The organism is Methylobacterium sp. E-045 (assembly GCF_022829685.1).
GTDB lineage: Bacteria > Pseudomonadota > Alphaproteobacteria > Rhizobiales > Beijerinckiaceae > Methylobacterium.
This window is the reverse complement of the sequence record NZ_JAKSYE010000083.1, coordinates 1-24,814: the sequence shown is the minus strand read 5'-3', so window position 1 is coordinate 24,814 and position 24,814 is coordinate 1. Positions and strand designations below refer to the sequence as shown.

General features: G+C 68.2%; 27 protein-coding genes and 1 pseudogene. 9 read left to right on the top strand and 19 right to left on the bottom strand.

What is annotated here, in order from left to right; translation table 11 throughout:
• Nucleotides 1-37 precede the first annotated feature (37 nt).
• Together xseA and MKK51_RS13175 are read right to left on the bottom strand one after the other, a co-directional pair.
• Nucleotides 38-1,678, bottom strand: coding sequence for an exodeoxyribonuclease VII large subunit (gene xseA, locus MKK51_RS13180; RefSeq protein WP_243977662.1), 1,641 nt, complete (start codon nt 1,676-1,678; stop codon nt 38-40).
• A gap of 156 nt (nt 1,679-1,834) precedes the next feature.
• Nucleotides 1,835-1,984, bottom strand: a complete 150-nt coding sequence (locus tag MKK51_RS13175) for a hypothetical protein (protein WP_243977659.1) — start codon at nt 1,982-1,984, stop codon at nt 1,835-1,837.
• Nucleotides 1,985-2,348: 364 nt separating this feature from the next.
• Here MKK51_RS13175 and purD point away from each other — a divergent pair, with 364 nt between their 5' ends.
• Both purD and MKK51_RS13165 read left to right on the top strand, forming a co-directional pair.
• Nucleotides 2,349-3,632 carry a phosphoribosylamine--glycine ligase gene (purD, locus tag MKK51_RS13170; RefSeq protein ID WP_243977658.1) on the top strand — a complete coding sequence of 428 codons (1,284 nt, stop codon included), beginning with the start codon at nt 2,349-2,351 and terminating at the stop codon, nt 3,630-3,632.
• An 84-nt stretch (nt 3,633-3,716) separates the two neighbouring features.
• Nucleotides 3,717-3,887 (top strand): hypothetical protein, encoded by a 171-nt coding sequence (locus MKK51_RS13165; RefSeq protein ID WP_243977656.1) that lies wholly within the window; start codon nt 3,717-3,719, stop codon nt 3,885-3,887.
• Nucleotides 3,888-3,896: 9 nt separating this feature from the next.
• On the opposite strand, the gene MKK51_RS13160 is transcribed toward MKK51_RS13165, so the two are convergent.
• Both MKK51_RS13160 and otsB read right to left on the bottom strand, forming a co-directional pair.
• Nucleotides 3,897-4,907 carry a glucokinase gene (locus MKK51_RS13160; protein ID WP_243977654.1) on the bottom strand — a complete coding sequence of 337 codons (1,011 nt, stop codon included), beginning with the start codon at nt 4,905-4,907 and terminating at the stop codon, nt 3,897-3,899.
• Nucleotides 4,908-5,033: 126 nt separating this feature from the next.
• Nucleotides 5,034-5,786 carry a trehalose-phosphatase gene (gene otsB / locus MKK51_RS13155; RefSeq protein ID WP_243977652.1) on the bottom strand — a complete coding sequence of 251 codons (753 nt, stop codon included), beginning with the start codon at nt 5,784-5,786 and terminating at the stop codon, nt 5,034-5,036.
• 236 nt (nt 5,787-6,022) lie between these two features.
• Between otsB and MKK51_RS13150 the strand changes: the two genes are divergently transcribed.
• Both MKK51_RS13150 and MKK51_RS13145 read left to right on the top strand, forming a co-directional pair.
• Nucleotides 6,023-6,517: a DUF427 domain-containing protein gene (locus tag MKK51_RS13150; protein ID WP_243977651.1), complete on the top strand. Its 495-nt coding sequence runs from the start codon at nt 6,023-6,025 to the stop codon at nt 6,515-6,517.
• A gap of 183 nt (nt 6,518-6,700) precedes the next feature.
• Complete coding sequence (locus MKK51_RS13145; RefSeq protein WP_409565676.1) at nt 6,701-7,942, top strand: serine hydrolase domain-containing protein; 1,242 nt, start codon at nt 6,701-6,703, stop codon at nt 7,940-7,942.
• A 79-nt stretch (nt 7,943-8,021) separates the two neighbouring features.
• Here the strand turns inward: MKK51_RS13145 and MKK51_RS13140 are convergent, their stop codons facing one another.
• Nucleotides 8,022-8,663, bottom strand: coding sequence for a DUF2147 domain-containing protein (locus MKK51_RS13140; RefSeq protein ID WP_243977649.1), 642 nt, complete (start codon nt 8,661-8,663; stop codon nt 8,022-8,024).
• A 295-nt stretch (nt 8,664-8,958) separates the two neighbouring features.
• Entirely contained in the window at nt 8,959-9,168 is a 210-nt protein-coding gene (locus MKK51_RS13135; RefSeq protein ID WP_027173954.1) for a hypothetical protein, read from the bottom strand.
• A gap of 452 nt (nt 9,169-9,620) precedes the next feature.
• Here MKK51_RS13135 and MKK51_RS13130 point away from each other — a divergent pair, with 452 nt between their 5' ends.
• The 3 genes from MKK51_RS13130 to MKK51_RS13120 all read left to right on the top strand — a co-directional run bounded on the left by MKK51_RS13130 (nt 9,621) and on the right by MKK51_RS13120 (nt 11,241).
• The gene (locus MKK51_RS13130; protein ID WP_243977648.1) at nt 9,621-9,959 is read left to right on the top strand and encodes a transposase; all 339 of its coding nucleotides are present in this window, start codon (nt 9,621-9,623) and stop codon (nt 9,957-9,959) included.
• Nucleotides 9,848-10,747, top strand: coding sequence for an IS110 family transposase (locus MKK51_RS13125; protein WP_243977647.1), 900 nt, complete (start codon nt 9,848-9,850; stop codon nt 10,745-10,747). Before MKK51_RS13130 ends, MKK51_RS13125 begins: the two co-directional genes overlap by 112 nt.
• A gap of 215 nt (nt 10,748-10,962) precedes the next feature.
• A complete protein-coding gene (locus MKK51_RS13120; protein WP_243977646.1) occupies nt 10,963-11,241 on the top strand; it encodes a hypothetical protein in 279 nt (92 codons plus the stop codon).
• Between the two features lie 220 nt (nt 11,242-11,461).
• Here MKK51_RS13120 and pcaD read toward each other — a convergent pair whose 3' ends face one another.
• From pcaD to MKK51_RS13080, 8 genes and pseudogenes are all read right to left on the bottom strand, one after another.
• A complete protein-coding gene (pcaD, locus tag MKK51_RS13115) occupies nt 11,462-12,247 on the bottom strand; it encodes a 3-oxoadipate enol-lactonase (RefSeq protein WP_243977645.1) in 786 nt (261 codons plus the stop codon).
• Nucleotides 12,248-12,378: 131 nt separating this feature from the next.
• Complete coding sequence (locus MKK51_RS13110) at nt 12,379-13,212, bottom strand: 3-keto-5-aminohexanoate cleavage protein (protein WP_243977644.1); 834 nt, start codon at nt 13,210-13,212, stop codon at nt 12,379-12,381.
• Nucleotides 13,213-13,414: 202 nt separating this feature from the next.
• Nucleotides 13,415-13,732 carry a hypothetical protein gene (locus tag MKK51_RS13105; protein WP_243977643.1) on the bottom strand — a complete coding sequence of 106 codons (318 nt, stop codon included), beginning with the start codon at nt 13,730-13,732 and terminating at the stop codon, nt 13,415-13,417.
• 167 nt (nt 13,733-13,899) lie between these two features.
• Nucleotides 13,900-14,052 carry a hypothetical protein gene (locus MKK51_RS13100; protein ID WP_243977642.1) on the bottom strand — a complete coding sequence of 51 codons (153 nt, stop codon included), beginning with the start codon at nt 14,050-14,052 and terminating at the stop codon, nt 13,900-13,902.
• 881 nt (nt 14,053-14,933) lie between these two features.
• Nucleotides 14,934-16,346: a pyruvate kinase gene (gene pyk / locus MKK51_RS13095; RefSeq protein ID WP_243977641.1), complete on the bottom strand. Its 1,413-nt coding sequence runs from the start codon at nt 16,344-16,346 to the stop codon at nt 14,934-14,936.
• A 46-nt stretch (nt 16,347-16,392) separates the two neighbouring features.
• Nucleotides 16,393-16,923, bottom strand: a pseudogene (locus MKK51_RS13090) (MOFRL family protein); the annotation flags it as partial.
• Nucleotides 16,924-16,999: 76 nt separating this feature from the next.
• Entirely contained in the window at nt 17,000-18,079 is a 1,080-nt protein-coding gene (locus tag MKK51_RS13085) for a tartrate dehydrogenase (protein ID WP_243977639.1), read from the bottom strand.
• Nucleotides 18,080-18,122: 43 nt separating this feature from the next.
• Complete coding sequence (locus MKK51_RS13080; RefSeq protein ID WP_243977637.1) at nt 18,123-19,427, bottom strand: MFS transporter; 1,305 nt, start codon at nt 19,425-19,427, stop codon at nt 18,123-18,125.
• Between the two features lie 150 nt (nt 19,428-19,577).
• On the opposite strand from MKK51_RS13080, the gene MKK51_RS13075 reads away from it, so the two are divergent.
• Entirely contained in the window at nt 19,578-20,294 is a 717-nt protein-coding gene (locus MKK51_RS13075) for a GntR family transcriptional regulator (RefSeq protein WP_243977636.1), read from the top strand.
• Nucleotides 20,295-20,534: 240 nt separating this feature from the next.
• Here MKK51_RS13075 and MKK51_RS13070 read toward each other — a convergent pair whose 3' ends face one another.
• The 4 genes from MKK51_RS13070 to MKK51_RS13055 are packed head-to-tail and all read right to left on the bottom strand — an operon-like array spanning nt 20,535 to nt 23,215.
• Nucleotides 20,535-21,065, bottom strand: a complete 531-nt coding sequence (locus MKK51_RS13070; RefSeq protein WP_243977635.1) for an ester cyclase — start codon at nt 21,063-21,065, stop codon at nt 20,535-20,537.
• A complete protein-coding gene (locus tag MKK51_RS13065; protein WP_243977634.1) occupies nt 21,062-21,463 on the bottom strand; it encodes a VOC family protein in 402 nt (133 codons plus the stop codon). Before MKK51_RS13065 ends, MKK51_RS13070 begins: the two co-directional genes overlap by 4 nt.
• Before the next feature lie 11 nt (nt 21,464-21,474).
• Entirely contained in the window at nt 21,475-22,185 is a 711-nt protein-coding gene (locus MKK51_RS13060) for an SDR family oxidoreductase (protein WP_243977633.1), read from the bottom strand.
• Between the two features lie 40 nt (nt 22,186-22,225).
• Nucleotides 22,226-23,215 carry a polysaccharide deacetylase family protein gene (locus tag MKK51_RS13055; RefSeq protein ID WP_243977632.1) on the bottom strand — a complete coding sequence of 330 codons (990 nt, stop codon included), beginning with the start codon at nt 23,213-23,215 and terminating at the stop codon, nt 22,226-22,228.
• A 79-nt stretch (nt 23,216-23,294) separates the two neighbouring features.
• On the opposite strand from MKK51_RS13055, the gene MKK51_RS13050 reads away from it, so the two are divergent.
• The gene (locus MKK51_RS13050; protein ID WP_243977631.1) at nt 23,295-24,188 is read left to right on the top strand and encodes a LysR family transcriptional regulator; all 894 of its coding nucleotides are present in this window, start codon (nt 23,295-23,297) and stop codon (nt 24,186-24,188) included.
• A gap of 354 nt (nt 24,189-24,542) precedes the next feature.
• Here MKK51_RS13050 and MKK51_RS13045 read toward each other — a convergent pair.
• On the bottom strand, nt 24,543-24,814 hold a 272-nt coding region (locus tag MKK51_RS13045), incomplete at its 5' end, for a Rid family hydrolase (protein ID WP_243977630.1).

Genomic DNA, 24,814 nt, shown 5'->3' with positions numbered 1-24,814 from the left:
CAGTTGTCCCGGGCTCGCCATGCGCCGGCCGCGGGACTCACAGTTCGAACAGGGATTGCTGCGACGGGGCCTTCGCCGGCTTTCGCGGGGTCCGCTTGAGCTTCGGCGGCCCCTCTCCGCCGGGATCCGCATCGTCCTGAGGTTCGGAGCGGACGAACCGGGTCCCATCGGCGAATTCGAGGCCGAGGCGCTGCCCCGGTGTCACCGAGGCGGCGGCACGGACCGGGGCTCCGTCCTCGTCGCGGACCAGGACGAAGCCGCGGGCGAGGACGGCGCGGTAGCTCAGCGTACCGAGGAGCGCCGCGAAATTGCCGAGCCTGTCGCTCCGCCGCTCGATCAGGCGACGAACCGCCTGTCCGAGCCGCGTATCGAGGGCGCCGAGGCGTTCGGAGCGGCGGGCGTTCTCCGTGCGGGCACGAACGAGGGTCTGTTCGCGGGCGATGACGAGGCGCCGGCCGAGATAGGCCAGCGCCTCGCCCTTGCGCGTCGCGTAGTTCTGCAGGGCGGAACGAGGACGGTCGGCGACGAGGGCGAGGCGGCCGCGCGCCTGAGCCAGCCGCAATTCCGGCGGGTGCCGCCCGAGCCGGTCGAGCAGGCGGCCGAACCGCGCCCGGTGGTCGCGCGCATTGCCGGCCAGCGCCGGCATGAGCCGGGCCTCCGCAAGGTCGAGCCGTTGGCGTTTTCCCGCAAGGAAGGCATCCGCTCCCGGCATGGCGCGCAGGAGCGCACGCAGGTCCGAGCCTTCGCGGTCGAGCTTGCGCCAGACCGCTTCGCCCTGGCGGTGGCCGAGGTCGCGGATCTCCGCGACGAGATCGGCGCGGACCGGCACGGCCATCTCGGCGGCACCCGTCGGCGTCGGCGCGCGGCGATCCGAAACGAAATCGATGAGGGTCGTGTCAGTCTCGTGGCCCACCGCCGAGATCAGGGGGATGGTGCTCTCCGCGGCGGCGCGGACCACGATCTCCTCGTTGAACGCCCACAGATCCTCGATCGAGCCGCCGCCCCGCGCGACGATGAGCACGTCCGGCCGTGGGATCGCGCCGCCCGGCAGGAGCGCATTGAAGCCGCGGATGGCGGCGGCGATCTCCTCGGCCGCCCCCTCCCCCTGGACACGCACCGGCCAGACCAGGACCGGCCGCGGGAAACGGTCTTCCAGCCGGTGGAGGATGTCGCGGATGACGGCGCCGGTGGGGGAGGTCACCACGCCGACGACCCGGGGAAGATAGGGGATTGCGCGCTTGCGCTCGGGCGCGAACAGGCCCTCCGCCGAGAGGACACGCTTGCGCTCCTCGAGCAAGGCCATCCAGGCGCCGATCCCGGCGGGTTCGAGGGTCTCGACGACGATCTGATAGGACGACTTGCCGGCGAAGGTGGTGATGCGCCCGGTGGCGACGACCTCCAGCCCCTCCTGGGGCCGCTGGCGCAGGCGGTTGAACGTCCCCTTCCACACAACCGCGTCGATGCGGGCGGTGCCGTCCTTCAGCGAGAAATAGGCGTGCCCGGAGCCATGCTGGCCGCGATAGCCCGAAATCTCGCCGCGCAACCGGACATGACCGAACGCGTCTTCCAGCGTGCGTTTCAGGGCCGAGGCGAGGTCTCCCACCGACCATTCGGGCGCGTTGGAGACGGCCGGCGTCGACGCGGCGGGCGATGAGGCAGGGGGAGGAACGAGGGCCATGGCGCGGCGGACGCTAGGCCTGGCCGGCGCGCGGGTAAACCCCGGCGCCGTCCGCTAGAGCGCTCTCCGCCGAAGTGGATGCCGGTTCGGCGAAAAAGAGTGCGACACAACAAAGAGCTAGAGGTGTGCGCCGACCCAACGTGGTCGGGCGCAGCTCTAGAACATGAGGGCCAGCAGCAGGATGCCCGACAGGACGGGGGCGACGCCGATGGCGAGCGCCCAGGGCCAGAAGCCCGGGACGTGTGGCGGACGGTTGTCGTTGACGGGGCGGACCGAGGGACGCCCGCTCACGAGGAACTGCGACAAACGCAGTCCGGACCCGGCTTGCGGGACCATCGGCGGGGCAGCGGAGTGGCGACATCCTGGCATGACGTCACTCAACCCGCGGAGAGCCCGTATCGTTCCTGCGATGATCATCGATTGCGTGAGGCCGGAGGAGGAATGTCGGGCATCGGTGCGATCTGCGCGTCGGGGCCTTGCGCGGGCGCCTGCCCCGCGGGAAGACTTTGCATCTTTCGCTTTTCGGGGGAAACCCTGTGCGGGAATGCCCGCCGCCCGGCGCTGTAGGCCTTCGACGATGCTATGTTTCGGATTGACCGTTCGCTCCGGCTCCCGTCCATGCCGGCTCCGGCATCCCGGCATGCCTTCCGCGTCCTTCGAAGCGTGACTTATGAACATCCTCCTCATCGGCTCCGGCGGACGCGAACATGCTCTGGCTTACGCCATCGCCAAGAGCCCGCTCTGCTCCCGCCTGTTCACGGCACCGGGCAATCCGGGCACGGCCGAGTACGGGGAGAACCGTCCCGATCTCGCGGTCACCGACCATGAGGCAGTGAGGCGGTTCTGCGAGACCGCCGGGATCGGCCTCGTGGTGGTCGGGCCGGAGGCGCCCCTCGTGGCGGGCCTCGTGGACGATCTCCAGGCGGCGGGGATCCGCGCCTTCGGGCCCACCAGGGCGGCGGCGCAGCTCGAAGGCTCGAAGGGCTTCACCAAGGACCTGTGCGCGGAGCGCGGCATTCCCACCGCCGCCTTCGCCCGCTTCACCGAGCGGGACGCCGCCCTCGCCTATCTGGCGCAATCCGGTGCGCCCATCGTGGTGAAGGCCGATGGACTTGCCGCCGGCAAGGGCGTGGTGGTCGCCGAGACCCTGGAGCAGGCCGAGAGCGCGGTCCGGTCCATGCTCGGGGAGCCGGGCGCCGAGATCGTCATCGAGGAGTGCCTGTTCGGCGAGGAGGCGAGTTTCTTCGCCCTCTGCGACGGCACGAACGCCGTGCCGATCGGGACGGCGCAGGACCACAAGCGCGTGTTCGACGGGGATCGCGGCCCGAATACCGGCGGCATGGGCGCCTATTCCCCGGCCACCATCCTGACGCCCGCCCTCGAACGGGAGGTGATGGACACGATCATCGCCCCGACGCTCGCCGGGATGCGCGAGCGCGGGACGCCCTTCACCGGCATCCTCTATGCCGGCCTGATGCTGACCGCCGAAGGGCCCAAGCTGATCGAATACAACACCCGCTTCGGCGACCCCGAGGCGCAGGTGCTGATGCCCCGTCTCGCCTCGGATCTCGTGCCCGCCCTCCTTGCCGCCTGCGAGGGCGACGTCACCGGCATCGCCCTGCAATTCGACGCCCATCGCGCGGCCCTGACGGTGGTGATGGCGGCGGCCGGCTATCCCGGCGCGGTGATGCGCGGTTCGACCATCCGGGGGATCGCCGAGGCGGGCGCCAGCAACGCGGTCATCGTGTTCCAGGCCGGCACGCGGGCGGAGAATGGCCGTATCGTCGCCGATGGCGGCCGCGTGCTGGCGGTGACGGCCATCGGCGACAGCATGATGGAAGCCCAGGCCCGCGCCTATGCGGCGGTGTCGCGGATCGACTGGCCCGAGGGCTTCTGCCGCCGCGACATCGGCCGGCGGGCCGTGGCCCGCGAAGTGGCCGGGGACGGCATCTGACGAAGCCGCGCCCTTGAAATCCCGGGCGCCCGCTCATCTTCCACGGTGACGGCGGGTATCGCGCCGGTGCGGAGGAATCGACCGATGGGCTACGTCTCGAAGACCGTGATGGAAGAGGGCAAGGCCGCCAAGATCGCCGGCCAGCCGGATGGGTCCAATCCCTACCCCGCCGGATCGCAGAACAGCGCCGACTGGCTCGAAGGCTACACCTACGACGAGGCGGAGCAGAACGTCGACGAAGACACGGACGAGTAGCCGCCCGCCTCAGTCCTTCGCCCAGACCTGCCCGTGATAGACGAACACCTCGGGCCGGTTGGCGAGAGCGGCGAGGCCGGAGAAGGCCGGGTCCTGGACGGAGATCACACTGGTGGGGATGGCCTCCATCTGCGTGACGAAGGGCGGCTTGTGCTCGAAGGACCGTCGGAAATCGCCCTTCTCCAGGACGGGCAGAATCCGCGGTGCGATGCCGCCGCCGATATAGACGCCGCCCGTGGCGAGGAAGGTCAGGGCGAGGTCGCCGCAGACCCGGCCGAGCAGCTTGGCGAACAGGGCGACGGCCTCGGCCGCAACCGGATCGCTCCCGTCGATACCCGTATTGGTCACCCGGGCGGGCTCGGCTTCCGCCGCGTCCTGCCCGGTTCGCGCGCGGTGGATCGCCTTGTAGAGCCGCGCGAGGCCGGGCCCCGAGAGCAGCGCTTCCACCGTCACCCGCCCGTCGATCCGCTCCACATGCCGCCAGATCTCCTCGTCGGCCGCATCGGCGGGGCCGAAATCCACGTGTCCCGCCTCGGTCGAGACGATGGCGAGACGGTCCGCGTAGGGGATGACCGCCGCCGCGCCGAAGCCGGTGCCGGGACCGAGGACGAGCCTCGTCCCCTGGTCGCCCTTCAGCCCGCCGTCGCGATAGGGGCCGATCGGCGTCAGGTCGGTGGGCGCGATATCCACGGCGCCGGCCGCGACGGGCACGTAATCGTTGACGACCACCGCCCGCGACAGGCCGAAATCCGTCCCGATCCGCGCACCTTCGATGATCCAGTCCGCATTGGTGAGACGAACGGCGGGCCCATCGATCCGGGCGGCGACGGCCAGGATCGTCGAGCGCGGCGCCGGTCCGGCATGCGTATCGAGGACGGACCTGATCGCGGCACTGGGGTCGGGGAAGGCGTTCGTCGGGACATGTCCGACGATCTCCGCCCCGGCGCCCGGCTCCGGCACGAGTGCGAAACGGGCATTGGTGCCGCCGATATCGCCGACGAGGACCGGGAACTCGAACATGCGTGCGGTTGTCCTTCGCGTTGGAATCCGGAGTTTGCCATCTCGCCCGCCCCCGAGGCGAGTGCGGAGCGTCACGGTCGGGTCTGCGGCACCGGCCCGGATACGGGATCGCGGCGGCTCGCGCCCTTAGGCGGGCGGCAGGGCGTCGGGGTCGATCGGCGCGCCGTCGGCCCAGGCATAGATGAGAGCGCGTACGGCATTGGGATCGGTGAGACGCCGCGTGGCGATGGTGTCGCTGCCGCCGATGCGGACGCTGACCCCGCCCTCCTCGTTTACCACGGCGAAGGCCTTCTCGTCGGTGAGGTCGTCGCCGAGGAAGACCGCGCGCCGGCCGGCATAGGGCGGCGCTTCGGACAGGGCGCGGATGGCATGGCCCTTGGTGGCCGAGGCCGGGACGATCTCACCGACCGCCTTGCCCAGCTGCAGCCGGTAATCGGCGCCGAGATCGGCCGCCGCTGCCTTCACCGCCTCCTCCGCCTGCGCGGCATCGGTGGGCGTGGCGAGGCGCCAATGCACGGCGACGGAAGCCCCCTTGTCCTCGATCAGCACGGATTCGAGGTCGCGCACGGCGTCCTTCAACCCTGCGATGCGGGCACGCAGGGCGGGATGATCCTCGGCGCTGCCGCCGGATACGATCCCGTCGACCCGCCGCTCGACCCCGTGAAGGCCGGCGACGTCGAACCGGGCGGGGGAGAGGAAGTCGTCGATCACCCCGATGGGGCGGCCGGTGACGATGGCGAGCGCTCCGCCGAGGCGGTCCCGCAAGCGCAGGAGCGCGGGCGCGAGTTCCGGGGCGACCACCACTTGGTCCGGCCGCGGAGCGATCTCCACGAGGGTGCCGTCGAAATCGAGAAAGAGGGCGAAATCCGTCACAGGCATTGTCCCAGGGTGTCTCACTCGGAATGGCCGGCTCACCGAGACGGCCGATCCATCGGAGCGGCCGAATTCCTATCATCCGCGTCGCGAGCGGGGCTAGCATGGCCCGCGCCACGCGCAAACGCCGTGCCTCGCATATCGCCTCCGCGACGCCTCGCGCCGCGACGGCGGTCTCCCGTGTCCGGGAGGCCCCTTGAGCGACAAACCCCTGATAGTCCTTCGAATCCAGGATGACGCCGATGCACCCGACCCCCCTGCCCTGCGGTCCCGGCCAGGAAAGCGTGTGGGATTATCCCCGCCCGCCGCGGCTGGAGCGCGTGGCCCGGCGCCTGCGCGTGGTCTTTGCCGGAGCGATCGTCGCCGAGACGGTGGCGGGGTACCGCGTGCTGGAGACGAGCCATCCGCCGACCTACTACCTGCCCCCCGGCGACGTGGCCGACGGCGTGCTCGGACCGGCCAGGACGGCGGGGATCTGCGAATGGAAGGGCCGTGCGGTCCTGTTCGATGTCGTGGCCGGCGGCCACCGGGCGCCGGGCGCGGCCTGGGCCTACCCGGCGCCCACACCGGATTTCTCGGCCATCGCCGGCTTCGTCGCCTTCTATGCCGGCGCGATGGAGGCCTGTTTCGTCGGCGAGGTGAAGGTCGAGCCGCAGCCCGGCGGTTTCTATGGCGGCTGGATCACGCCGGAGGTCGTCGGCCCGTTCAAGGGCGGGCCGGGGAGCATGGGGTGGTGAGCGCCACGGCCCGCGCTTTCGATGCGCCACGCGGCGCGCCTTCGATGCGCCATGCGGCGGGCCTTCGGCGTGTGACTGAAAGCCGGCAAATACCGGTACCCATGGCGCCGGACGATGCTCTAAAGGCCGGGGTCAGGTTCGACGAGACGGTCGCCCGAGGGCGGTGAGGACGGAGTGGCGCGCATGCAGGACATCCCGGTACCGGAGATGCCGATAACCGACCCGAGGGCCGTCGGCCTCTGCCCCGAGCGGCTCGAGCGGGTCGACGGCTGGATGCGACGGCTGGTGGCCGAGGGCAAGCTCGCCGGCCTCTCGGTGATGCTGTCGCGGCGCGGGCAGACCGCGTTCTTCCGCGCCCATGGTCTGGCCGACATCGCCCGCGCGACGCCGTTTGCCGCCGATACGATCACGCGCATCTACTCGATGACGAAGCCGCTGACCTCGGTGGCCGTGATGATGCTCTACGAGGAAGGGCGCTTCCAGCTCGACGACCCGATCACCCGCTTCCTGCCCGAATTCGCCGAGACGCGGGTCTTCACCGGCGGCAACCGAGTCAAGGCCGAGACCGTGCCGGCCGGGCGCCCGATCACCATCCGCGACTGCCTCACCCATACGGCGGGCTTCACCTACGGCTTCATGGAGGCGACCCTCGTCGATGCGCTCTATCGGCAGAACGGCGTCGATTTCGGCGAGAACCAGGACGCGAGCCTCGCCGATGTGGTCACCCGCCTGGCGCGTCAGCCCCTCCTCGCCCAGCCCGGCGCGGAATGGAACTACAGCGTCGCCACCGATCTCCTCGGCCACCTCGTCGCGGTGGTCTCGGGCCGGGATTTCGGCGATTTCCTGAAAGCCAGGGTGATCGACCCCCTGGGCATGAGCGATACGGATTTCTTCGTGCCCGCCGACAAGGTCTCGCGGCTGGCGGCCAATTACAGCCTGTTCCGCGACCGCAGCCTCAAGCTCTACGACGACGCGGTGGGAAGCCGCTTCGCCGCCAGGCCCGCGATCGCCTCCGGCGGCGGAGGGCTCGTCTCGACGGCGTCGGACTACATGCGCTTCTGCCGCTTCATCCTCGGGCGCGGCGCCCTCGACGGCGTGCGGCTCCTCGGGCGCAAGACGGTGGACCTGATGCTGATGAACCATCTCGGCGGCGACCTCGCCTCCATGGGCCAGCCGCGCTTCTCGGAATCGTCCTATACGGGAATCGGCTTCGGGCTCGGATTCTCGGTCATGCTCGACCCGGCACGGGCGCAGATCGTCGGCACGCCCGGTGAGGTCGCCTGGGGCGGATTGGCGAGCACTTCGTTCTGGATCGACCCGGAGGAGGATCTCGCCGTGGTGATGCTGGCCCAGCTCATTCCGTCCTCGGCCCTGCCGATCAGACGGGAATTGCGGGTGCTGACCTACGCCGCCCTGACGGAGTGACGGAGCGTGTCGGCATCGTCCCGGATCCGGGACGATGCCGCTTTCACGGATCGTCGATCCGCCGCGTCCGGCCGGCGCCCTACTCGGCGGGCTTGGCCGCCGGCTTCGGTGCCGTCGCGGTCGGTTTCGTGGCGGGCGCGGCGGGTGCGCCGGCGCCCGTCGCGGCCGGCGCGGGCTTGGGCGCCCATTCCGGATCGGAGCGGGGGCCGCCCGGCCCGTTGGTCGGGCCGGTGATCTGGCCCGGGGCCGTATCGGTGACCTTGGTCCAGGCCTGCGACATGCACATGAAGCGCAGCATGCAGCCGCGCACGGTGAGTTCGCCGGGCTTCTCGCTCCAGATCGTCACGTCGTAGAACGACCCGTCCTCGGCGTTGTAGATCTTGCCCTCGTAATGGTTGTCGGCGTTGGGCTTGATGCCCATGACGAGCTGGTGGCCGAGGGACGGGCGGGCCTGCTTCTTCGGGTCGGGATTCTTGAAGTCGATCCGGGGCTGGCCCTTGTCGTTCAGCGGCACCTTCAGCCAGACGACGTAGCCGCAGACGTGATCGTTCTTCGGGCCGCATTTCTCGAGGCGCACGCGCGCCCGGCCATCCTCGGTGAGCCAGGTTCCGCTCGGATCATTGGGAGCAGCCATGGCGAGGCCGGACATCGCGCTGAGCGCGAGACCGGCCATCGGCGCCAGGAGGCGCCCGGCCACGGCGGTAATGGGTCGATACGTCATCCAGAAAAATCCTTAACCCGCCCCGAAACGCGACCGTCCGTGCCCATGCCGTCCGCCCGTCCGGGGCGCGTGGTCAAGCACGCGGTGGCGGGAGCCGCCCCTCGTCTGAAGGCCCCGGCTTCGGATGTGAACGTGACCGGATCATGACCGGCTCACGGCGTCCTAGCGGATTTCGCGGGGGCGGCGAGAGAATTCTTCGTGAGGTCCGAGGCGCCGCGCCGCGGACGATGCCGCATGAAAAAGGGCCGGCGCTGATGCGCCGACCCTGATCTCGCCACCCGCGATGGACGCTGCCTTACTCGGCCGCCGTCATCTCGGAGGTGAAGTGGCCGCACCAATCCTTGGACGCCACCACCGGCCACAGGCCCGGCGACTTCGGCTCGGGCTGGCTCACCGGCGGGTTGTAGCGGCAGAGACCTTCGTCGCCGGCCGAGAGGCCGCCATTGATCTTGTGATCGTCGAAGAAGCGGCAGCTCTCGCAGGCCGCGCTGGTGCTGTGTGCCATGTGTATCTCCCGATGTTCCGGTCCAGGCAGAGGAGGCATACCGCCCCCCGCCGCCGCATAGTTATTAATTAGAATAACTCCAGACTGTCGTCAAGGGCCGATCCGTCCTCCTCGCCGTGGTCGGCCCATTCGGATGGCTTCCAAGCCGTGAAGACGGGCACGGTGGCAAAGCAACCAATGCCTGTGGGGAACTCGCTGCCACGCTCCGGCGGGGGATGGGCCGATCTCACGGGGCCAGAGCGCGCTCCGCCGACATGGATGCCGGCTCGGCCAAAGACGGCGCGGCAAGACAAGGATCGGGAGATGTGTCCCGGCCCGACGTGGTGGGGCACAGATCGGGTTAATCGGGCTTTCGCCAGACCTCCCCGCGTCGCGGATCGTGGCAAGCGGCTCGGTGGTTCAATCCGGTCCGCCGGGATGACGCCTGCAACCGATCATCCGGGGGCAGAGTCATGCGCTACTACGCCGGTCTGGATGTCTCGTTGGCGGAGACATCGGTGTGCGTCGTCGATGAGGAGGGCAAAATCCTCCGCGAGGCCAAGGTCGCCAGCGAACCGGAAGCGCTGTCGACATGGTTTGGCGCTCTCGGCCTGCCGCTGATCCGTGTCGACTTGGAGACCGGTGCGCTGGCAGGTTGGCTCCGCGAGGAGATGACTGAATTCGGCGTGCCCAACGTCGTGTGCATGGACGCGCGGCACGCCCGCGCCGCGATGGTCGCGATGACCCACAAGACCGACCGCAACGACGCGCGCGGGCTTGCTCAGGTGCTGCGCACCGGCAGGTTCCTGTGAAGGCACGCCGGACAATGGAGCTGCGTACGCTGCTCACCAGCCGCAAGACGCTGGTGCTGAAGATCGGCGACGTGGAGAATCAGATCCGTGGCTCGCTCTGCCTGTTCGGGATCGAGCTCGGCACAGCTAAGCGCCGGACTTTCTCGGAGCGGGTGCGCGAGTTGACGGCCGACCTGCCACGTGTCGCCGCCATCCTCGACGTGCTGCTTCAGGCGCATGCGGCGATGCTGCTCTCGCTCGACCGACTCAATCGCATGGTGCCGGAGATCGCCCGCGAGCATGCGGTCTGCCGGAAACTGATGACGGTGCCGGGCGCCGGAGCCGTGGTCGGCCTGACCTTCATCTCTGCCATCGAGGACTTGGCTCGGTTCGCCAAGTCGCGCTCGGTCGGGGCGATCCTCGGCCTCGTACCGCGCAAGCACCAATCCGGCGAGATTGACCGGAACGGGAGGATCACCAAGACGGGCGACACCGAGGCGCGCGCCGCACTGTTCGAGGCGGCGCACGTGATGCTGCACCGGGTCAAGAAATGGTCCGGGCTGAAAGCGTGGGCCACGAAGACGGCGCAGCGCCAGGGCAACAAGCGCGCGGCGGTGGAGCTGGCGCGCAAGATGGCGGTGGTGATGCACCGGATGTGGGTGGACGGCACGACCTTCCGCTTCAGCGCAGTCGAGCTCCGGCCGCCGCCACCGCGTAGGCATCTTACGGTTTGCAGGGATCGAGGCTGGGTAAGCTCGGCCTCGAAGGGTCGTCCTCACTGGGACGGGCGGGAGGTGAAGCCGGAATGACGGCTGTACTGGCCCCTGGCCAAGTCCGCTGTTGCATATAGGTTCGCTTCTCATCGGAACGCGATCATGTGGCGGTCTCAGTGCCGACCACGGACAGAAGCCAAGAGCCCCGTGAATACGAGATCAAGGTTGCGATGACCTCACTGCCGAGCGCGCCCAGCGCGAATGGGAACGCGAACTATCGACCAATGGCGACCTCGCACTATGAGTAAGAGATGACGACCGATGCGAAGGCCCTCTGGGACGGCCTCAAGGCCGAACTATCGAACGGCCCCGGCGAGCCCCGTCCAGATTTTGGCGAGCGTGTCGAGAAGGCGATGGCACCGGCTTACGACTTGATCAGGGCTTTCGAGCGGGAGCGAGATCATCAGCCGTTCGCCTCCCAGGCACCATGTCCCATCTGCGAGATCGGAACGGTGAAATACTGGCGGAATGCGCCGCTAATCGGCGGCATGAAGTGCAGCACGTTTGAGTGCATCGCTTTGAGCCTCTGACGCAGGCATGTCTTCTATCTACCCCGTGTGGACCTGCCAGCAACCGCGGTAGCAAGACACGCTTTGACAGCGAAGGCCCGATTACAGAATCCTCCGATGTCGGGGGGCGGGCGAATGCGGAGCTTGAACCCCCTCCTCCCGCCCCGGCGCCAGCATCAGTGTCAGGGTGACGAGGGAGGGCGTTCTTCCAGGGCAGGCGGGGGGCGCCCCGGACCTCCCCTCAGTGCCGGCCGAGGAAGGCGCCGAGATGGGAGGCCACCACGCCCGGATGCTCGACGGCGAGAAGATGAGCCGCCCGCGGCAGGAGGACGAGTTCTGCCTGGGGGATGCCGGCGCAGATCTCCTCGGCCATGGGCGGAGGTGTGGACGGGTCGTCGCGCCCGGCGATGACGAGGGTCGGCGCCCGGATGCGCCCGAGCACGGGCCTGAGATCCATCTGGCCGATGGCCTCGCAGGCGCGGGCGTAGCCGGTTCGGTCGCAGGCGACGAAGTCTTCTCTGATCGTCGTGAGGACAGCGGGTGATGCCTCGCGGAAGCCGGCGGTGAACCACCGCGCGAGCGTGGCCTCCACAATGGCCGCCGTCCCCCGCATCCGCACCGACGCGGCCCGCTCGCCCCAGCTCTCGCGGCTGGGGAGATGGGCGGCGGTCGCCATCAGGCCGAGGCTGAGGACCCGCTCGGGGGCCGTCGCCGCCACGGCCTGGACGGTCATGCCGCCGAGGGAGAGCCCTGCGAGATGCGCCCTCTCGATGCTGAGGGCGTCGAGAAGGCCGATGAGGTCGGCCGCCAGATCCTCGATGCGGGTCCCGGTATCACGGGCCGGAGAAGCGCCGTGGCCGCGCGTGTCGTAGCGCAGGATCCGATAGGGACCGCGCAGGCGCGCCGCCATGCCGTCCCACATCGCGAGCGTGGTGCCGAGGGCGTTCGACAGGGCGAGGACCGGCGCGCCCGTCGGTCCGGACAGGTCGACATGGAGGTCGCCGCCGTTGGCTCGGATCAGGGGCATGCGCGGTCAGGCTCCATTCCGGGACATCGTATCGCCTCCCCTGCCGCCGCGGGCCGCGATCCTGGCCGGCACGCCGTGAAGGCCAAGAGCGGCCCGAGCAGGTCCGCATCGCGGGCCGGGACGCTCATCCGTCAGGTCGCGAGCCCGAGGGCGGTTCGGGCCTCCGCCGGGGTGGCGACCCGCCTGCCATGGCGGGTCACCGCGTCCACGGCGCGGCCGACGAGTTCGGCGTTGCTGGCCGCCAGGCGGGTCTTCGTGATGCGGATATTGTCCTCCAGGCCGGTGCGCACCGCGTCGGCCCCGCGCGCCAGGGCCCATTCCATGACGACCGCCTGATGGCGGCCGATGCCGGCCGCCGTCCAGGTCGCCTCGGGCAGGATGCGCCGCATCTCGCCGAGCAGGATGTCGAGCAGGCGCTCGTCCGCCGGCATGGCGTTCTGGACGCCCAGGACGAACTGCACGTGCGGGCGCGCGTCCATGAGGCCCGAGTCCACGAGGCGCCTGGCGCCGTGCAGGTGCGAGAGGTCGAAGATCTCGATCTCCGGCCGGACGCCGTACGTCTTCATCTGGCTGGCGAGGGCGGTCACGAGGCTGGCGGAGTTCTCGTAGACGATGGTGGGGAAGTTCACCGAGCCCGTGGACAGGGACGCCATGTCGGGCCGATGCATCAGCGACAGGCCGCGCGCGGCCGGGTCGCGCCCGCGTCCCCCGGTGGAGAACTGCACGATCATCCCGGGGCAGTACCTGCGCAGGCCCTCCTGCACGGCGGCGAACTTGTCCGGGTCGGACGACGGGCTCTCGTCGTCGTTGCGGACGTGGATATGGGCGAGCGTCGCGCCGGCCTCGAAGGCCTGATGCGTGGAGTCGATCTGCTCCGCGATCGTCACCGGCACGGCCGGATTGTCGCTCTTGCGCGGCACCGAGCCGGTGATCGCCACGGCGACGACGACGGGGTTGCTACTCATGGCTCTGTCCTCCCGCGGCCGGTCGACGAACGCCGTCCCGGTCCTGCCGCACGGCACGATGTCGACCCTGTATACAAGGGCGCGGAGAGGTCGTCTCGACGTCGCGGCGCGCGACCGGCCGGTTCCGGCAGGGGCACCCGCGACACGCGGACGACCCGAGCGAGGCGGATCGCCGACGTTCCGATGCGAACCCGCACCGGCGTCAGGCGCTGTCGGGATCCTCGTCGTCCTCGTCGATCAGGCTCAGCGTGCGCAGGATCGCGAGGGCGACCACCTCGGCATCGATCTCCCCCTCGGGGGTCGCCGGGAGGATCGCCACGGTGCTGACCTCCTGCCCCGCCAGGCGCCCGACCACGACCTTGTAGACGTCCCCTTCCGGGGCGTCGTCGTCGCGCACGAGGCAGACGCGGTGGTCGCCGGCCTCGCCGTAGACGCGCTCGGTCGTCACCTCGACCCGGTCGTCGTCGGCGCGCGCCGGCTTGCGCGGCTGGCCGAAGGTCGGACGGATGATGTTGCTCATGTCGACCCTCCCGGCCGCATTCGTTCTGAGGGAAACCGATTAAACTCTACAGGCCCATTGATTTATAAGGGTTTTTGGCGTTGAGAGAAAGCGATTGCGCGATCTTTAAAACCGATTGACCGAAAACCGCAACGCATCTGTCAGCGATTAGACAAAAACACCTAGCGTCACTTTGCCGAGGCTGAGGCCTCGTCGCCGGGTATCTGAAAGATGAAGGCTTTTGTCGACGACCAGCCTTCGCGCTGGACCAGCACTCCGTCCCGTCCGGTTCGATCCTTGAGCCTGGCCACGATATGAAGCGTGCCGCCTTGCACGGCCATGATCAATCGTACGGTACCGATGAGGCCCCGCCCCCGCCGCTCCCCGTCCTTGCGGCTTCGGTTAGGCTCATCAGGCTGTCGTCGGAACGAGATATCCTACGCGCATTCGCCGCGAGGTCTGAAACGACGTAATCGATGGCCACTCTGCTCAACCGCGGCCCGTCATCGTACTCGTTTCGAATGAGCGAGAGAAAGCCGCTGTGAATGATCTTATTCAGAACCACATCAGCGACACCCAACCTCCCCGCAGCCGTTGCAAGGTTCAACCGGTCATCCATATCCCTGCCCGGAGAGCAACCAACGCACTCCTTAGAACGGCTATCTTGCGCGAGTACGGTGTGCCCGATGCGCTCGGCCCCTGATCAAGCAAAATGGGCAGGCGCCGCTTAGCTCCTCGCTTCAGACCCAAAAGCTCGTTCACTCCAGCCAGTGTAAGAAGGATGCTCTCAGTCACGGGCTTACGATCGACTTGGGTTTGAGCCCCACAGGGAATGGTCCGTAGGAAGTGCCGCTCGTACTCGTCGAGAATTGCCTTCTGAGGGTCTCTCACAAGAACGGCCGCGAGTCTGTGCTGATAGTACCTGCAGGGGGTCATAGGCGGACTGCGTGAAGCTCGCACTCTTGACTGAGGCAGGGGGCTTAAGGTCAGCATGTCGTCAAGCATTTTGTGGAACGCGTCCGGCCATTCGGCGAAGACGTCGTAGGCTCTTGCCTTGACTGCCAGACGCACAGAAATGTCTTTCCTTGCTAGTTTCCTTGCGGAGGAGTCGTGGGACGCGACAACCGCAAGCATTGTCGCCTGGAGGTAACGAAGCGGTATGTTGTCGAGCAACGGCACCAACGAATGAGGTTCTTCTACCGGTCGCGCTCCAGAGTTTTGATCAAATTTGGATGACCCTGATGTTGTTGGTGTTGCCGGTGGTGTGGAACGGTATGCCCGCCGCCACGACAATGTAATCGTTGGGCCGACCGAACTCCTCGGCTTGGGCGTAGTGCCCTGCCTTCGCGGTCATCTCCTCATAGCTGTTCACGTCCTCGGTCTGGACCGGGTGCGCCCCCCAGAGGAGGCAAAGACGCCGTGCGGTCGCGAGGTTCGGCGTGAGTGCCAGGATCGGCGGCTCCGGACGCTTGCGAGCGACCCGCGCGGCCGTGGTGCCGCTCGACGTGTAGGTGACGATCGCCTTGGCATGCAGCGCCTCGGCCAAGACGGCGGTGGCGGTGGCCACAGCATGCGGCGGGGTCTCCTCCTCGCCGGGATCGGAGGCTGCCACGATGGAGTGGTAGAGCTTGTGCCCTTCGACCGAGCGAATGATCCGGTCCATCATCGACACCGCCTCGACCGGGTACTGGCCGGTGGCGGACTCGGCCGAGAGCATCACCGCATCGGCGCCGTCGTAGATCGCCGTCGCCACGTCCGAAGCTTCCGCTCGCGTCGGGGCGGGGGCGCTGACCATCGAGTCGAGCATCTGGGTGGCAACGATCACCGGCTTCACCGCGAGGCGGCAGGCGCGGATCAACTCCTTCTGACGGCCGGGCACGTCCTCATGGGGGATCTCGACGCCGAGGTCGCCGCGGGCGACCATCACCGCGTCGGAGAGGCGGATGATGTCTTCGATGCGGTCCAGCGCTTGAGGCTTCTCGATCTTGGCCATCACCCCGGCGCGGTCGCCGATCAGGCTCCGCCCCTCGATCATGTCGGAAGGCTTCTGGACAAAGGACAGGGCGACCCAATCGACACCGAGATCCAGCCCGAAGGCGAGATCGGCGCGGTCCTTCTGCGTGAGTGGCGACAGGTCGAGGAGGGTGCCGGGCAGGTTGACGCCTTTGCGGTTGGAGATGACGCCTCCGGTGATCACCTCGGCGGTGATGCTGTCGGCCTCAAGGCCCGTGACGCGCACCCGCACCCGGCCATCGTCAATCAACAGGTCTTGGCCGGGTACGACCGCGGCGAAGATCTCGGGGTGGCGCAGCGGGATCGCCTGCGTGTCGCCGTCCGCGCCGTCCAGCACGAAGCGGATGCTCTCACCCGCTACGACGTCGAGACGGCCGTCCTTGACGGTCCCGACGCGGATCTTGGGTCCTTGCAGGTCCAGGAGGATGCCGATCGGTCGGCCGACCTCCTTCTCCAGGGCGCGGATGGAGGCGTGGACCTTGGCGTGGTCGTCGTGGGTGCCGTGGCTGAAATTGAGGCGGAAGGTATCGACGCCTGCCAGGAACAGTGCCTTCAGCCGGTCGGGGGCGGAACTCGCCGGACCCACGGTGGCGACGATCTTGGCGTGACGGTGACGGCGCATGGCGCATCCGGCCGAGGAGAACGGCCGCCTCTGGTTTGGTTGCGGATCAGGCGATCAGAAGCGCCCGGAAGTCGTTGACGTTGGTGAGGGTCGGTCCGGCGATGACGCCGTCGTCCAGGGCCTCGAAGAAGCCGTGGCCATCGTTGCGGGCGAGGCTTTCGGCCAGCGAGAGGCCGAAAGCCGCGGCACAAGCGGGGGTCTCGGGGCTCGGAACGGCCTCGGCGATCTCCTCCAGGCCGTCGACACCGTCCGTGTCCCCAGCCACCGCGTGAATGCCGGGATGCCCATCCAAGGCAGCCCCAAGCGCCGGTAGGAACCCGACGTTGCGCCCGCCGCGGCCCTCCTCGCGCCCCTTACCCTCGATCGCATCGCCGAGGATGCAGGGGATGACGCCCTCGCGTCGGGCGAGTTCCGCGGCAGCCTCCAGGGCCATGAGTGGCGTCGCGACCATCCGCACGTCCGGCGTGCCGATCCGGGGATCGCCCGGCTTGATCGACTCGCCACCGCCGCTGGCGGGGTGGCAGGCGGCGGCGAGGCGCCCGCCCTTGATGCCCGAGAGGTGGCGGCGAACGCAGTCGGCAGGATCGGCCGCCGCCACGGCGGTCGCGAACAACCGCCGCAGGAAATCTCCGGGCTGGGTCACGGCATCCCCCTTACTCGTTGTCGCCCTGGATGGCGGCGATAACGGCGTCGGTGACCTGCCGGGTGTTGGCCTTGCCGCCGAGGTCGGGGGTGTGCAGGTTCGGGTCAGCGGTCACCCGCTCCACCGCCCTCATGAGCCGGTCGGCTGCCGGCTTCTCGCCGAGGTGCTCCAGCATCTGGCACGCGGTCCAGAAGGTGGCGACCGGATTGGCGATACCCTTGCCGGTGATGTCGAAGGCTGAGCCATGGATCGGCTCGAACATCGACGGGTAGGTGCGCTCCGGGTTGATGTTGGCAGTCGGCGCGATGCCGAGCGACCCGGCGAGCGCGGCGGCGAGGTCCGACAGGATGTCGGCGTGGAGGTTCGTCGCGACGATGGTGTCCAGGGTCTCGGGCTTCATCGTCATACGCATGGTCATGGCATCGACCAGCATCTTGTCCCAGGTCACGTCCGGGAAGTCCTCTGCGACCTCGGCGGCGATCTCGTCCCACATCACCATAGCGTGGCGCTGAGCGTTCGACTTGGTGACGACGGTCAGCAGCTTGCGCGGGCGGGACTGGGCGAGCTTGAACGCGTAGCGGATGATGCGATCGACGCCCGAGCGGGTCATCATCGACACATCGGTGGCGACCTCGTTGGGATGGCCCTGGTGGACCCGGCCGCCGACGCCCGCGTACTCGCCCTCCGAGTTCTCGCGCACGATCACCCAGTTCAGCTCCGGACCGGAGACGTGCCGCAGTGGGCTGGTGATGCCCGGCAGGATGCGGGTCGGGCGGACGTTGGCATATTGGTCGAAGGGCTGGCAGATCGCGAGCCGCAGGCCCCACAGGGTGATGTGATCCGGGACATCGGGGGCCCCCACCGCGCCGAAGAAGATCGCGTCGTGGTTCCTGATCTGCTCGCGGCCGTCCGCGGGCATCATCACGCCGTGTTTCTTGTAGTAGTCCGAGCCCCAGTCGAAGTGGTCGAACTGGAATTTGAAGGTGCCGGTCTTCTCGGCCAGCGCATTGAGCGCCTCGATGCCGGCGGCAATCACCTCGATGCCGATCCCGTCGGCGGGAATGGCGGCGATCTTGTAGGTCTTCGACATGACAGGTCTCCGTGTTGAAGAGGACGTTGCGGGTTGGGAAACTTCAGTGCGCGACCGCGTCGGCCTCGCTGGCCTCGGATCGGCGCCCTGAGCGGGCGACGACGAGGGTGAGGACAGCCGAGAGGACGAGCAGACCAGCTACGAAGGCGAGCCCGGCCGCGTAGCCGCCGGTCTGATCCTTGAGCCAGCCGATAGCCCAGGGCCCAGCGAAGCCGCCGAGATTACCGATCGAGTTGATCGTTGCGATGCCCACCGCCGCTGCCTGGCCCGAGAGGAACATGGTCGGCATGGCCCACAGGGGCGGCTTGGCCGAACTGATCCCGACGTTGACCAGGGTGAGCGCGGCGATGACCGCCACCGCCGAGGCCGCGCCGCCAGCCAGCATCAGGCCGACCGCCGCCACGAGGCAGGCGATGACGACGTGCCACTTGCGCTCGCCGGCCTTGTCCGAATGCCGCGCCCACAGGATCATCGCGATGATCGCGATCGTCGGCGGCACGCCGTTGAGGAAGCCGACCGCCAGGGTGGAGAGCCCGAAGCTCTTGATGATCTGCGGAGCCCAGATGCCGAGGGTGTACAGGCCCGCCGAGGTACCGAAGTAGATCAGCGCGAGGGCCAGCACCCGGATATCGGCCATACCCGCCAGGATGCCGTGCTTGGCGACCACCTTCTTGCGGGCGTGCTCGCCGTTCATCTCGGCGACCAGCCACGCGCGCTGATCGTCGGGGAGCCATTTCGCCTTCTCGGGCCGGTCAGTCATGTAGAACAGGACGACGACGCCAAGGATCATGGCGGGGATCGCCTCGATGATGAACATCCACTGCCAGCCGTGCAGGCCGAGGATGCCCTCCATCTCCAGGAGCGCGCTGGAGAGCGGCGAGCCGATGACCACCGAGATCGGTGCCGCGGCCATGAACAGCGAGACGACGCCGGCACGATAGCGGGCTGGGAACCAGTAGGTCAGGTAGAGGATGATGCCGGGGAAGAAACCGGCCTCCGCCGCGCCGAGCAGGAAGCGCAGGGCGTAAAAGCTGTATTCGCCCTGGACGAAAGCGAAGGCCCCGGAAATCATTCCCCACGTAATCATCACGCGGGCGATCCATATCCGAGCGCCGACCTTGTCGAGGACTATGTTCGAAGGCACCTCAAACAGGAAGTAACCGAAGAAGAAAACGCCAGCTCCGAAACCGAATACGGCGGAGCTGAACCCGAGATCCTTATTCATCGTGAGCGCTGCGAACCCGATGTTCACGCGGTCGATGAAGGCGATGAAGTAGAGAAGACAGATAAAGGGGACCAGTCGCCACATCACGCGGCGCATGGTCGCTTTCTCAAGCGACGTATCCATCGTTTCCTCCGGCAGGCAGGCATGCGTTGATCTGTGTATGTCAACTTGCATGCAAGATGGCATTAGATAGAATTGATTCGCTCTGTCTGTCAATCTCGTATTGCAGCTTGCATGGAAGATGGTACGAATGTCGTCGTTTAGGAGGAAGCGATGGCCCGCGGACGGTCAGCCAGCAAACACGAGCAATCCGAGGAGCCTGGGCGTCAGCCGTCGATGGTCGACAATGCCTATGCGGCCCTCAAGCAGGCCATCCTGGATTCGAGCTTCGCTCCCGGCTACCAGGCTTCGGAGCAGGAGATCGCCCTTCGCCTCGGCATGAGCCGCACACCAGTCCATGAGGCTGTGATCCGTCTCCAGGAAGACGGGCTGGTCCGTGTTCTGTCGCGCAAAGGGGTCCTCATTTGTGCCCTCGCGCCCGAGGACATGCGCGAGATCTACGACGTCATCATCGCCGTCGAAGGGCGTGCAGCCGAGCTACTTGCGTCGCTTCCCGATGCCGAGCGCGAGCTAGCGGCCGCCGAACTCGCCCGTGGCACGGGGGAAATGGCGCGGGCTTGGAAGGACGGTGATCTGCCCGCGTGGGGCAAGGCCGACGCCAACTTCCATCGGACACTCGTGGAGCGCGCAGGTAACGGGCGGATGACCCGGATCATCCAGACCATCAATGACCAATCACATCGCGCACGCATGCTCACACTCAAGCTCCGCCGTGAACTTGGGTCGTCGGTAGCCGAACATCGAGCCATCATCGAAGCCATACAGCGCGGAGAGCCGGTGGAGGCTCAAGCCCGTGTTCATGACCACCGGCTTCGCGCACGGGACGAGCTTCTGCCGATTCTGGAAAGCTTTGGACTAAGGCATTTGTAGAAAATCGCCCTCGATCGTCGCGGCTGGTCACTTCACAATCGAGGCAGCCATTCGAGGGGGTATCGAAGGGCATGGCCACCGCGAGGCGGGGATCCTCCGCGGCCCAGACGTGGCCGGCACTGGTGCTCGGGGGACAGTCCATCGCCGTGAACAGGACGAGCCCCATGACCAGGGAGCCGCGCGGAAGAGGCATGGTCTGTCTCCGGTGAGGTGTTGGGGCTTTCGTTGCCGCCTGCGGAGCTATTGGGTTGGCAGGGCGCCGAGCTGACGCAGGAGGGTGAGGTTGTCCTCGATGTGCCAGTTTGCGGCGATGCGCCCTTTGACGACGCGGTAGATGTCGGTGGCGACGAACGCGACCGGCTCGCCATGGCCCTGACGGCCTTCGAACGTGCCGGTGAAGTGGCCGCGCAGGTGCAGGTGCAGCACCGCCCGGTCTCCGGCGACAATCATTTGTTCGACCTCGCAGGTCAGGTCCGGAACGGCCTTGCGAAACACCTCGGAGGCCAGGAGCGGCCCGCTCGGACCTTGGACGCGGCCGGGCGGCGGCGTCTCGTCCACGAAGCCGTCGGCCAGGGCCGCCCGCGCATAGGTCGGATCGCCGGTGTGCCAGAAGGTGGCGTAGCGTCGTGCCGCCAGGACGACGGCGTCGCGCTGACGCGCGGCCGGGCCGGGTTCGAGGATCAGCACCTTCGGTGCCACGAGCGTTTCCGCCACGGCGGGCGAGGATGCGAGGACGAGGACGAGGGCGATGGAACGGATGGGCGGGATCATGGGTGAACTTCCTGTGCTTGGGCCGTCGGCACGCGTTCCCGGAACGCCACCTCGATGAGTGCGCCGCCCGGCGCGTGAAGGAACACGCGTCGCTCGCCGATCTCGGGAAGCTCCATCCGGTCGTAGGGGATGCCGCGGCGGTCGAGCCGCGCGCGGAATGCAGCGTCATCGTCGCGAAGGAAGGCGACGTGATCGATGCCCTCGCCGCTATGCGAGGGCACGGTCGAGCCGGGTCGCGCCGGGATGAGATACACGACGGGTTCGGTGCCGCTGTAGAGCCAGTGCCCGGGGAAGCCGAAGGCCGGTCGGAACCCGTCCCGCAGGTCGAAGACCTCCTCGAAGAACCGGCGATGGGCGTCCAGGTGGCGGGTGCGCAGGGTGGCGTGATCGAGGCGCATCGTCCGCGCCCTCAGGCGATGGTGCCGCCGCCGTCGACGGTGACCGTCGACCCGGTGGCGAAGGGGTTGGTCGCTACGAACAGGATGGCCTGCGCGAGGTCGTCCGGCTGCCCGATCCGGCGTGCCGGCAACTGCGCGGCGCGCTTCTCGAACATCGCCACACGGTCTGCCGTGTCCATCCCGGCGTAGAGCGGCGTGTCGACGAGCCCCGGCGAGACGGTGTTCACCCGCGCCGGCGCCCGCTCCAGCGCCAGGCCTCGGGCAAGCGCATCGAGGGCGGCATTGATCGCCCCCTGCAGCACCGCGGCGGCACCGGGACGCTGGCTGAGGTAGCCCGAGACGAAGGTGAGCGATCCGCCATCGACGACCTTCGCGGCCCGTGCGACGCGATAGGCGCCCCAGAACTTCGACTCCATCGCCGCCTTGGCCTCCGCCAGGGGAAGCGAGGCCACCGAGCCGGTCTTCGTGGACGCCACCGCGACGACCACGTGGTCGAAGGCGGTTCGGTCGGCGAAGAACGCCTCGACGGCCGCCTCTTCGGTGAAGTCGAGGGCGACCGGCTCCGCACCGGCGCTTCGTGCGGCCTCGTCGAGCTTTGGACCGGGGCGACCCGCCGCGACGACGCGGGCGCCGTTCCGGGCGAAGGCTTGCACCGTCGCCGAGCCGATCCCGCCGGCCGCGCCGACGACGAGGACGCTCCGTCCGTTCAGGTCCATGGGCATCGTTCAGATCTCCGTGTGGTGCGACAGCAAGGGCTGGAGGTCAGTCGGCCGAGCCGGGCAGGCCGGTCTCGGTTGGCGTGGCTCGGGTGACGACCGGCGTGCTTGCCCGTCGTTCGAGGGCCCAGGCCGCGATGGCGTCCTTGCGGGCGAACCAGACGCCGGGCTTGGAGCGGGCGTAGGTAAAAAAGCGGTCGAGGACGCGGACCCGATTGGCATGGCCCGAGATGCGGTCGTGCAGGCTCACCACCATCATGCGGCGGCGGTGCGCGCCTTCCTCGTAGAGTTGGTCGAACTCGTCCCTGAGCGCCTGCTCGTAGGCCGCCGGATCCCAACCGACGAAGGGGAACGCGACGATGTCGTTCATGTGGAAGGTGTAGGGGACGGTGACGAGGTCGCCGCCCTTGAGCGGGACGATGAACGGCTCGTCCCGGCTCGGCTCGTCGATGTGGTAGCGGAAGCCGAGGTCCTGGAGGATATCGAGGGTACGCGGGGAGTTGCGCATCCAGTAGGCGTTCCAGCCCACCGGCCGCTGGCCCGTCGCCCTGACGATGCTCTCGACCCCGTCGGCGATGAACCGGCGCTCGGCGTCGGAATCGAGGGCGTAGCTGTTTTCCCAGGTCCGCCCATGGGCCGCAGCCTCGTGCCCCCGCCGGACGATCTCGCGCGCCAGGTCCGGCGCCTTGTCCACCGCCTTCCCGATCATGAAGGATGACATCTTCACGTCATGCCGGTCGAACAGATCGAGCAGGCGCGGGATGCCCTCGTAGACGCCGTATTGGAAGAAGGCGTTCGTCGGCAGGTCGGGAAGCCCTTTCTCGATGGGGTCCGGGATCACCCCGCCCGCGCCCGAGATCGGTTGACCGCCGGCCTCGAACATCAGCGAGACGCTTACCGCGAGGCGCGCGCCGTTCGGCCAGAATGTCTCGTCGTTCGCCATCGTGGGCTCCGGTTCGAGGATGCGCATCGCGGCGGCTGCGACGCCCGTGGCGAGCAGGGCGCGGCGGTCGAGGCTTGAGGGGTCCCGGTTCATGACCAGGATCTAGCTCTTGCAAATCCGGCGCATAAGGACGCCAATCGTGTAGACACACTTGAACGGCGGTTGAGAGCGGATGCTGGACGACCTGAACGAGTTGCGCACCTTCCGACGCATCGCGGCGCTCGGCAGCCTGACCGCGGCGGCGCGCGAACTCGGCGTCGGCTTGGCGGTGGTCAGCAAGCGCCTGACGACCCTTGAACGCCGCGCCGGGACTCGGCTGATCCAGCGGACGACGCGCAGCCTCTCGCTCACCGACGAGGGCCAGGCCCTGCTTGTGCAGGTGGATCCGGCGCTCGATGCCATCGAGGCCGCCGAGGAATGGCTCATGAACGAACGCGACGAGCCGACGGGATTGCTGCGGGTCGGTGCGCCGGTCTCGTTCGGGCGTCGCCACGTGGCCCCGGTCCTGGGCCGTCTCGTCGCGCTGCATCCCCGCCTCGACGCCGACCTGAAGCTCGACGACAGGGTCGTCGACCTCGTCGGCGAGCGCATTGAGGTGGCCATCCGCATCGGGCCACCGCAGGACAGCACGATGGTCATGCGCCGATTGGCCGAGAACCGGCGCATCCTCGTCGCGTCGCCAGGATACCTCGACAGGCGTGGGCGTCCGTCGTGCCCCGCGGACCTCGCGGCCCATGACGGTTTAAGCTACGGCGATGCCCCCACGACGTGGCGGCTGATCGGCCCGAGCGGCATCGAGACGGATGTCCGGTTACGGACCCGCCTACGCTCGGACAGCGGCGATGCGGTGCACGACTGGGCGCTCGCTGGCGGAGGCATCATGCTGAAGTCCGCCCTCGACCTCACGGCGGATCTCGCCGCCAACCGCCTCGAACGGGTCCTCCCGAGCCATGCCACTGCCCCGACCCCGGTCTACGCGCTCATCGCATCCGGCCGTGGGATGCGCACGCGAGCGCGGGTGTTCGTCGATGCCATGGCGGCGGAACTCGCCGGCCTCGGCTCCTGACGCTCCACCCGTCCTCCTCACACCGCTCGGGTGGCCGAGATGAGTCGTGAATGGGCGCTCTGACGACGTCCGCTATCTTCCGTAGTCACCCGAAAGCCGCCAGGCCCAAACCAACCCCGGGCCGCCCTTCCGATAGCGACCCGACGCTGTCGTTCCAGCGCGGCCGTGCGGCTCCCAGAAGCGGCCGTATGTTTCGCTGCTACTCTGGCCCTGAGGCGCCCGACCCCTTCATTTGAAGATCGGGAGCAGCCGTTGAAATCCGTCTCATCGACGGTGCTCCCGACTGGTGTCGGGCCCGGAGAGGAACAGGCGGCTCGGCACTCCTTCCCGGCATCGTCAAAGCCGAACACTGATTCAGACCGGGGTGGGAAGACGGGCGATGACCTTGATCTCGAAGTCGAAGCCCGCAAGCCAAGTCACGCCGACGGCGGTCCAGTTCGGATAGGGCGGCTCGCCGATCATCACGTCGCGTACCGCCATCACCGTGTCGAATTGCGTTTCAGGGTCGGTGTGGAAGGTCGTCACGTCCACCACGTCGTCGAAACTGCAGCCGGCCGCCGCGAGCACGGCGTTCAGCCTGTCGAAGGCGCGGCGAACCTGTGCGCTGAAATCCGGTTCGGGCGAGC